This window comes from Paraburkholderia sediminicola, assembly GCF_046027825.1.
Taxonomy (GTDB): Bacteria; Pseudomonadota; Gammaproteobacteria; order Burkholderiales; family Burkholderiaceae; genus Paraburkholderia; species Paraburkholderia sediminicola_D.
This window is the reverse complement of sequence record NZ_JAQQDU010000094.1, coordinates 23376-31626: the sequence shown is the minus strand read 5'-3', so window position 1 is coordinate 31626 and position 8251 is coordinate 23376. Positions and strand designations below refer to the sequence as shown.

The 8251-nt window shown below is 58.7% G+C and carries 7 protein-coding genes and 1 pseudogene; 3 read left to right on the top strand and 5 right to left on the bottom strand.

The genetic code is table 11. The features are described 5' to 3' along the window. A pseudogene (locus PQQ96_RS34095) lies at positions 1–636 on the bottom strand (AMP-binding enzyme); the annotation flags it as partial. A 26-nt stretch (positions 637–662) separates the two neighbouring features. Between PQQ96_RS34095 and PQQ96_RS34090 the strand changes: the two are divergent. Next, on the top strand, positions 663–1376 hold the full coding sequence (locus PQQ96_RS34090) for an MFS transporter (protein WP_408300672.1): 714 nt from the start codon (positions 663–665) through the stop codon (positions 1374–1376). 1276 nt (positions 1377–2652) lie between these two features. Continuing rightward, positions 2653–3504: a TauD/TfdA dioxygenase family protein gene (locus PQQ96_RS34085; protein WP_408300678.1), complete on the top strand. Its 852-nt coding sequence runs from the start codon at positions 2653–2655 to the stop codon at positions 3502–3504. A gap of 137 nt (positions 3505–3641) precedes the next feature. On the opposite strand, the gene PQQ96_RS34080 is transcribed toward PQQ96_RS34085, so the two are convergent. The 4 genes from PQQ96_RS34080 to PQQ96_RS34065 all read right to left on the bottom strand — a co-directional run bounded on the left by PQQ96_RS34080 (position 3642) and on the right by PQQ96_RS34065 (position 6661). After that, positions 3642–3881, bottom strand: a complete 240-nt coding sequence (locus PQQ96_RS34080) for a hypothetical protein (protein ID WP_408300671.1) — start codon at positions 3879–3881, stop codon at positions 3642–3644. A gap of 35 nt (positions 3882–3916) precedes the next feature. Then, positions 3917–5401 carry a chloride channel protein gene (locus tag PQQ96_RS34075; protein ID WP_408300669.1) on the bottom strand — a complete coding sequence of 495 codons (1485 nt, stop codon included), beginning with the start codon at positions 5399–5401 and terminating at the stop codon, positions 3917–3919. A 468-nt stretch (positions 5402–5869) separates the two neighbouring features. Then, positions 5870–6169, bottom strand: a complete 300-nt coding sequence (locus PQQ96_RS34070; RefSeq protein ID WP_408300667.1) for a hypothetical protein — start codon at positions 6167–6169, stop codon at positions 5870–5872. A 66-nt stretch (positions 6170–6235) separates the two neighbouring features. Further along, on the bottom strand, positions 6236–6661 hold the full coding sequence (locus PQQ96_RS34065; protein WP_408300665.1) for a MarR family winged helix-turn-helix transcriptional regulator: 426 nt from the start codon (positions 6659–6661) through the stop codon (positions 6236–6238). 846 nt (positions 6662–7507) lie between these two features. On the opposite strand from PQQ96_RS34065, the gene petA reads away from it, so the two are divergent. After that, positions 7508–8128 carry a ubiquinol-cytochrome c reductase iron-sulfur subunit gene (gene petA / locus PQQ96_RS34060; RefSeq protein ID WP_408300663.1) on the top strand — a complete coding sequence of 207 codons (621 nt, stop codon included), beginning with the start codon at positions 7508–7510 and terminating at the stop codon, positions 8126–8128. Positions 8129–8251 lie beyond the last annotated feature (123 nt).

Here is an 8251-nt window from a genome sequence, read left to right as displayed (position 1 = left end):
ATCGCCAAACTGCTCCCGCAGACGGTTTTTCTGGATCTTGCCCGTAGCACCCAACGGGATCGCGTCAACAAAGATCACATCATCAGGCGTCCACCATTTCGCGATCTTGCCGTCATAAAAGGCGAGCAGTTCTTCCCGCGTTAAATCCGCTTGCCGTTTCCTGACGACGATCAGCAATGGACGCTCGTCCCACTTCGCGTGTTTCGCGGCAATGCATGCTGCCTGAGAGACTGCCGGGTGCGCCATCTCGATATTCTCAAGGTCGATGGAGCCAATCCACTCGCCCCCAGACTTGATGACGTCCTTGCTGCGATCTGTGATTTGCATGAAACCATGGGCATCGATGGTCGCAACATCGCCGGTCGGAAACCATACTTGTCCTTCGTCATCGAACTGCAGTGGGCTATCCCCTTCGTTCCGGAAATAGTCGCACACCACCGATGGCCCACGCACCAGCAAGTCACCGGAAGTCGCGCCGTCCCAGGGCAACGCCATGCCGTCAGCGTCAACGATTTTCATGTCGACGCCAAACACCACACGGCCTTGTTTGGATTGCACGGCTTGACGCTCTTTCTGGGACATCGCGATATGCTTGGCCTTCATGGTGCCGATGGTTCCCATAGGGCTCAGTCCAGTTTGGTATCGCGCTAACCCTGCTCTATATGATGGTCGCCAGTCCGGCGCGAATCGAAGGGGAGAAAGGTCAATCGACCGGCATCAGGCAAACTGAATCGCTGGCTACGGTCCGCGTCAGGCATGTGTTGAGAGATCTGTTCTCCTCCCCGGTGTTGATCTGCGTCTACATCGGCAGCGGGCTGCAGCTATTCATCAACGGTGGCCTGCTTGCCTGGCTGCCGAGTTTCCTGAACCGGGTCTATGGCATGCCCCTGAGCAGGGCGGGTGGCGTCGCCGCCGTCTTTGTCCTTTGTGGCGCATGTGGAATGCCCCTATGCGGCGCACTGTCCGATCGCCTTGACCGTGGTTCCCCACGCCGGAAAATGCTCCTGATGATCACCTATAACCTGGTCTGCGGCGCATTGCTGGTCGCGGCATTTCAGTTTCCGGCCGGTTCAGCGCAACTCGCTCTCATCGCATTGGCGATGTTCTTTAGCGCCAGCATTATGGGTCCGAGCGGTACGATGGTTGCAAATCTGACGCCCAAGGCCATTCACAGCACAGCCATGGCAACGCTCGCTTTGGCCTTCAACATTCTTGGGCTGGCGCCGGGTTCCGTTGTGACGGGCGCATTGGCAGACCGACTGGGGCTGGCATCTGCCCTGCAACTATTGCCACTCGCCAGTATCGCGGCCACCGTCGTCCTGTTGATTGGCGTGCGTTATCTGCGCAGCGCGCGAGGTCGCGGTGTAAATAGATAAGGCTATCGAAATGCTTCACATAAATATGGATGCCTTATCAATTTAACGAAACTTCGCTCCAGATGAAACGGTACGATCAATTCCACGACCTGGCAACATAAGCCGTGCTTTGCATAGCGATCGCAATTCCTCTGCCCTCCTTTTCGCGACAAAACCTCGCCCAGAGACTCAGGATGAGATCGGGCCGCGGCGATAAAAAATTTCGTTGAACGCGCGCCGCCAGCAGATTACATCGCAAGCGGCAATCCAGCGCGCACCGCGCCATGTTCCTGACTCCATCGCCAGGTTGCGCATCTTGCTCGGACTACGGCTCACGCAACGCTTGCGCAATCCATCGAAGCAGTCCCCCCCGGAATATTTGACACGGTAGCACTAAGGCTCGACCGAGACCGCGTCAAAACCAAAGCAAGGGGGATAGACAGAATGGTGAACGAGCGGCAGAGCCAGCCAGCGCCGGTTGACCTGCATCAAACCCTATTTTTAAGGCAAGACGTAGCGAACGACAATCGCTTGCCGAGTCACGATAAATAAATAATGTCGACATAAATACATATCGGCGCTATGCTTCAATCATTGTCCTAACCCAAGATCACCACGCAAACGCATAAGCCAGGCGGAGTTGTGGTCAGTGGTTGAGCGGCGTGATCGATCGCCGCCCGGAGCAAGTAGTACGGCGCGATTCGTGTCAGACGTTTGAATGGTTGGAGGAGCAAATGAGTACCCGGGAAAGGTCGTTGAGCGTCCTGGTCGCAAAGTGGCTGGGACACAATTTGATGGGTAGTGCCCGAGTTACGCGGTTCAGCCAGTCACGACAGATGCCGTGGCGTTCTGTGTGCGTGGAGACCACCCAACCGGCTGGCCCAATCGCGATCATTTTCTTTCGACACGACGACGGATCGTGGTGCGTCTTCCCACCTGATGCGAAGCGACCCACGATGAGTTTCGCGCGGAACCCCACACCCACGACGTGCCACTTACTTGCATCTGCGGCGTAATGAACACGTCCTACAAATAGTCGCCGTCGATCCAACCGGGCGAAAGCGCGCATGAATCGACGATCGCATCGTGGTTACGCGGCCATGGATTGAGAAGAGATCGTCGCCGATAAGCCCTATTGGCCATCTCACGCACGCTGCCCATACAAGACGCGGGCAAAAACGCCACGCCCACACTCACAAGCATCGATCGACCTGGTCAACAACAGGAAACAACCTTCATGACTCAACGCCTCAAAACAGCACCCGCCGTGGTCCGCGCAACCTCTCTGGGCAATTCGATCACGGTCGAGCCACTCACTTGCACGATTGGCGCCGAGCTCAGCAACGTCAACCTGGGTGCGGCTGCTGAGGACGACCTGCTGATGGCCGAGATCCGGGCGCTGCTCCTGAAGCATCGCGTGGTGTTCTTCCGCGACCAGGACATCACGCGCGCGCAGCACGTGGCCTTTGCGCGCCGTTTCGGCGAGTTGGAGGACCATCCAGTGCTAGGCAGCGATCCCGATTGCCCGGGACTGGTTCAGATCTACAAGACCCCGGAGAGTCCTCTCGAACGCAACGAGAATTCCTGGCATACCGATGCGACCTGGCGCGAAAAGCCGCCATTAGGCTGCGTCCTGCGCTGTGTCGAATGCCCGCCTGTGGGCGGCGACACGATGTGGGTCAACATGGTCGAGGCTTACAGGCAACTGCCCGAGGATATCAAGACGAAAATCGCCTCATTGCGCGCGCGCCACAGCATCGAGGCGAGCTTCGGCGCCGTGATGCCGATCGAGAAGCGTCTTGCACTAAAGGCTCAGTACCCGGACGCCGAACACCCGGTTGTGCGCACCCACCCCGAAACCGGAGAGAAGGTGTTGTTTGTCAGTGGAAGTTTTACGACACACTTCACCAACTTCAATACACCGGCCAACGTGCGCTTCGGGCTGGACAAGTCGCCGGGCGCCAGTCAGTTGCTTAACTACCTCACCAGCCAAGCCAATATTCCCGAATACCAGGTGCGTTTTCGCTGGAAGAAAAACAGCGTTGCGTTCTGGGACAACCGTTCAACCCAGCACTATGCAGTGATGGATTACGCGCCGTGCCATCGCAAGATGGAGCGCACCGCAATCATCGGCGACGCGCCGTACTGATTGATCTACAGGAATAGCTGACCGGGTTTATCGCTGATCGCGTCAACGGGAGAGCGAAAATCTTGTCTCCCGAATCGGCTCTTCAGGAAGGGGCCCGCGAATGCTGCCGCCCCTGTGTACCTCCGCGCAGGATCGCTTCAGAGGCCAATGAAATAAGTCTGCACGTCCATCTCTTCCGCCCAGATCTGGACGTCGAGCATCTCGCCAAAATCGATCGCCACCCCTTGATAGACGCAGCAGAACCCCTGCGCCGTCCGGTAAACGATCACCCATTCAGGGTCCGCCTCTGTTCTGGTCGACGAGCCTTTCAGGGCATCGAGATGAAGAGCTTTGCCGATGCGTTTACAGGCTGCATCCAGCCCATGTGCCAGTCTCACTTGACGCTCCACTACCGAGGATTGCGCCCGGCGCCCTACCCCGGAAATATCGTGATGCTGCTCGCCACGGCATCCGCAATGTGTTCTTTCGCAATCACGCCGAGCACGCGCGCCGGGCCTCGTCCTTCATGTTGCCCCACGACAACCGCCATCACTGCATGCTGCTTGCGGAGTCGGGTGATGACACCAAACGCGACATCGTTCTCCTGCACGACAATAAAATTGCGCTGCGCGAGTGCCCCAAGCGTAATCTCCGAGTCGCTCTGACTCACCGCACGACGCAAACCCGTGTTGATGCGCAGTACGCCGTAGATCTCATGCTGCTTCGTGACCACAACGTGCCGGAAAGCGGGGCCTTCCGAGTGCGGAAGCAGATCGCGAAAAGGTACTTGCGCATCGAGCACGAAAACGTCCGTCTCCATCACCTGTGCCGCGCTCTGCACAAGAAACATGTTCGCGTGAAGCGCATTGGGGATCTGATGACCGCGCCGCACGAGCTTGAGCGTATAGATGCTTTCGGGCGACAGCAAGCGGCGTGCGCCGAGGCTGAACGCCACTGCGATGATCATCGGCAGCACGATGTCGTAGTCCCGCGTCATCTCAAAGATCATCGCGACCGCAGTCATCGCGGCGCCCGTGCCGCCGCCGACCATCGCGCCCATGCCGACCATCGCAAACGCCGGCGCGCTGACCGGAGCCCCAGGCAGCGTTATGGCAACCAATGACGCAAACGCCGCGCCAAGCGTCGCACCGATGAAGAGCGACGGCGAGAATACCCCGCCCGACGAACCCGACCCCAGACTGACCGACGTTGCCAATGTCTTGCACAACGCCAGCATCAGCAGGAATGCCCCACCCTGCAACTGGCCATAGAGCGTGGCCTGAATGGTCGAGTAGCCGACGCCTTCGACGTAATAATGCCCTGCATAGCGAAACAGCAGATACATGGTCAACCCGACAATCAGCATCCCGACCGTGTGGCGCTGGTAGCGGCCCGGTATACGGTCGAACGCATCTTCGGACCAATGCAGCGCACGGATCAGCAGGGCGGTAGCCGCACCCGCCACGACGCCTAGCAGCGCATACAGAATCAGCGTCAACGCACTGCCCGGCTGGTTTGGAATCGCGCCCAACTGTGCGGGGACAAAGAAGGCTGGCGCTGCGCCAAAGAAGAGCCGGCCAATAAAGGTCGCGGTGCCGGTGGCGATCGCTACCGGCAGGAAGGTGTTGACACTGATCTCTGGCATCATCAGTTCAGTGGCGAAGAGCACGCCGCCAATCGGCGTGTTGAAGGTCGCCGCGATGCCTGCACCTGCCCCAGCGGCCACGAGCGTGATGCGTTGTCCGGCAGTCATCTGCACGATCTGACCGAGCGTCGAGCCAAGCGCAGAGCCGATCTGGATGATCGGCCCCTCGCGCCCCACTGCGGCACCGGAACCAATCGCCAGCGCCGACGCAATCGACTTCACGACCGCCACAACCGGCCGGATCACGCCGCGTTTGTAATAGATCGCATCCATGACCTCCGGTACGCCGTGCCCCCTTGGCTTCCGGAGCGAAGGTGCTCACGATCCAGGTGACCGCGCGACCTCCAACGACGGGCACGAGAATCACCCAAACACCCCACGGCGCGGCCGGCGTGAAGTGGCTGGCATCGTATAGAAACGAAAACTGACCGAGAAAGAACGCGTTGTGTACGAATCCGATCAAACCCCGGAAGACCACGGCCCCTAATCCCGTGACGATTCCCACGACGAACGCGAGAAAGCACAACCAGTACATGGCGATCGGGACCACGGAATCGTCATCCGGGTGGACGACCGCACGCGGTTGCAGCGGAGCAACCTTTACATGGCGTGGCCCGTCTGCAGCCTTATCTGGCCGTTGGGAATCACCCGTCATTGTTTGGTGTCCTCAGAGGGACTACTGGTCGGCCACTGTCATTCACAGTTTCAACTCCTCGACCACTTTCTCCGGCTCAGCCGGCTTCAAGGCTTCGCCTGGGAAACGCATCGCACGTTGCGCCCGCCGCCAATATTACCGAGCGACGATAGGCCCCCTGCACCGCCAAACGACGGCAGCAGCCACGCAATCTGCCGCCACCTGAACTGACAGGCTGGCTTGCGGGCAATGAGGTGGTAGTAGATAGCGTAGGCCACGAAACCGATCGCGACCAGCGAAAAAAGGAACGAATTTGTCTTGAAACCGGTGTGGTAGATCACGAGATTGCTGCAGATGAAAGCGAGCACCATAACCCGCGGAACCTTGTTGCCATTGAGCTTCGTCAACACACGCTTGCAATGCTCAAAGGACTGGCGTCAATACTCATCCCGAACTGGGGCACTCTGGCATGTTCATACGGAGTCCGCGCTATTGCGGAACGCCCAGCCAAATGACTGAACCTCCGACTTGTGCAAGACCGCCAGCTTCGCGAGGCAACGTTCGCCCTTGGCGAGCAGATGCACTTCCACCTGGCGACGGTCGTGCGCACTGGGTTTTCGTGTGACAAGCTCCGCCGCCTCGCATCGGGACACGAGCGCAACAGTTCCGTGTGGCGACGCCTGCAGACGTTCGGCCAGTTCGCCGACCGTGGCCCAGTCCCGGCCCGGGAAACCCTTCACGTGCAGCAGCAACATGTATTGCAGAGGCGTGATTCCCTCCGCATGCACAATCGTCTCGGAGAAATGGAGGAAGCGGCGCAGTTGATAGCGAAACTCAGACAGTTCCTCCAACTCCTGCTTGGTCAACCTGGCATCTTTGGAGCGATTTCTGGTGCCCATAGCCTGCTTTCTCTGGCGTCGCGTTCAGCATTGGAAGAATGTCACTTCATGACCTAATATAAGTGGAGATCGCGCGAATCGCAAAAGACTTTCAAATGAAAGATTTCGTGCACCGCGGCACACGCGCCCGCCCCTGCAGCCGCGTTTGACCACTTCAGAACAGGGGTTCCAGATGGGCTTTGCGCGCCGGCCCTGGACAGGTCGTGGTTCACGCAATGGTTGGCGCTGCATGGGATAGTGGCAGCACAGGACAAAAGGGATGAAACACGGTCTGATCGCCTGGCTCACGGTTCTGGCTACATCGATTGCAAGCAGTACCTTGTACGCCTGTCCGGAAGGCTGTGTCGACGTTGCGATGGTGCACCCGCTGGATGCGGGCTCAACCATCCCTGCTAACGGCATGCCGGCGCAACGCGGTGAGCTTGCGCACGTTACCTACGTGCCCTCATCGCCGACCCGAGTATGGTCTTCCTACCCTTCGCTCCCGGACACTGACGGGTACCATAACGGGCGACGCACACGTTTACACGGCGACAGCTTCGAATGGCCGCAGCGCGATGATGGCAAATAGCGCCGGACAGAATCGCACAACCTGCTGCATTGCCATCCCTGCTCCATCCCCCTTTCCTGCATCACGCGAATTCGCATACTGACTCGATGTCTTCAGTCCGTCTCGCAGCGCGGATCCGGTAGTGTGCGTGAACGCAGCGCATCCACACGTCTTGTTGCCGAGTGCTATGGATTGGCCGCACGGCCAGACTTCATGAACATTCCCGTCAGGGTCAAGAACGAGTTCGCAGATTCGAACTCAAACGCATAGGGACTCGCGAATGCATGGAGTACGAGATGACGCAAATCGCGCGGGATCGCATGGACGATGGCCGCCGTAGGTGGCTGATAGCAACCTCGCTTGCAGGAAGCGTTGCAGGCGTTGCCACCCTCGTGCCGTTTATCGATTCATTCGCTCCGTCCGCAAAGACCAAGGCGGCCGGCGCACCTGTTGCAGCGGACATCAGCAAGCTGCAACCCGGGGACATGATGACCATTGCGTGGCGCGGCATACCGGTGTTTGTGGTCAATCGGACGGAGAAAATGCTGGCAGACGTCGTGACCGCGGACCCCATGGTGGCCGATCCCACCACCAAACACCCCTTTTCGATTCCACTGCCGCCCTACTGCAAGAATGAGTACCGGTCCCGCACGGATCATAAGAACATTCTCGTCGTCGTAGGTGTCTGTACGCATCTCGGCTGCACACCTCGACCGCGTTTTCAGGAAGGTCCACAGGCTAACCTTCCCGACAACTGGCCAGGTGGCTTTCTGTGCCCCTGTCACGGTTCTACGTACGATCTCGCCGGCCGCGTGTTCAAGGACAAACCGGCACCGCAAAACCTGGATGTGCCACGCTACATGTTTGCGTCTTCTACAAGCGTGCTGATTGGGGAAGATGAACATGGAGAAGCGTGACTGAACGCATCAAGCCGCTTATTGGCGCTTATTGGCCTATTCGGCCGCGACCAGCAAGTCACGCATTGAAGCAGTGTTAGCCCGAGCCTGAACCCGAATGCGGCGCGACTTCCGGCGTGCCCT

What these genes read in the sequence shown, in the direction of transcription:
- PQQ96_RS34090 (WP_408300672.1), top strand. Translation starts at nt 663, where the DNA reads ATGATGGTCGCCAGTCCGGCGCGAATCGAAGGGGAGAAAGGTCAATCG.
- PQQ96_RS34065 (WP_408300665.1), bottom strand. Translation starts at nt 6,661, where the DNA reads ATGGGCACCAGAAATCGCTCCAAAGATGCCAGGTTGACCAAGCAGGAG.
- petA (WP_408300663.1), top strand. Translation starts at nt 7,508, where the DNA reads ATGACGCAAATCGCGCGGGATCGCATGGACGATGGCCGCCGTAGGTGG.
- PQQ96_RS34075 (WP_408300669.1), bottom strand. Translation starts at nt 5,401, where the DNA reads ATGGATGCGATCTATTACAAACGCGGCGTGATCCGGCCGGTTGTGGCG.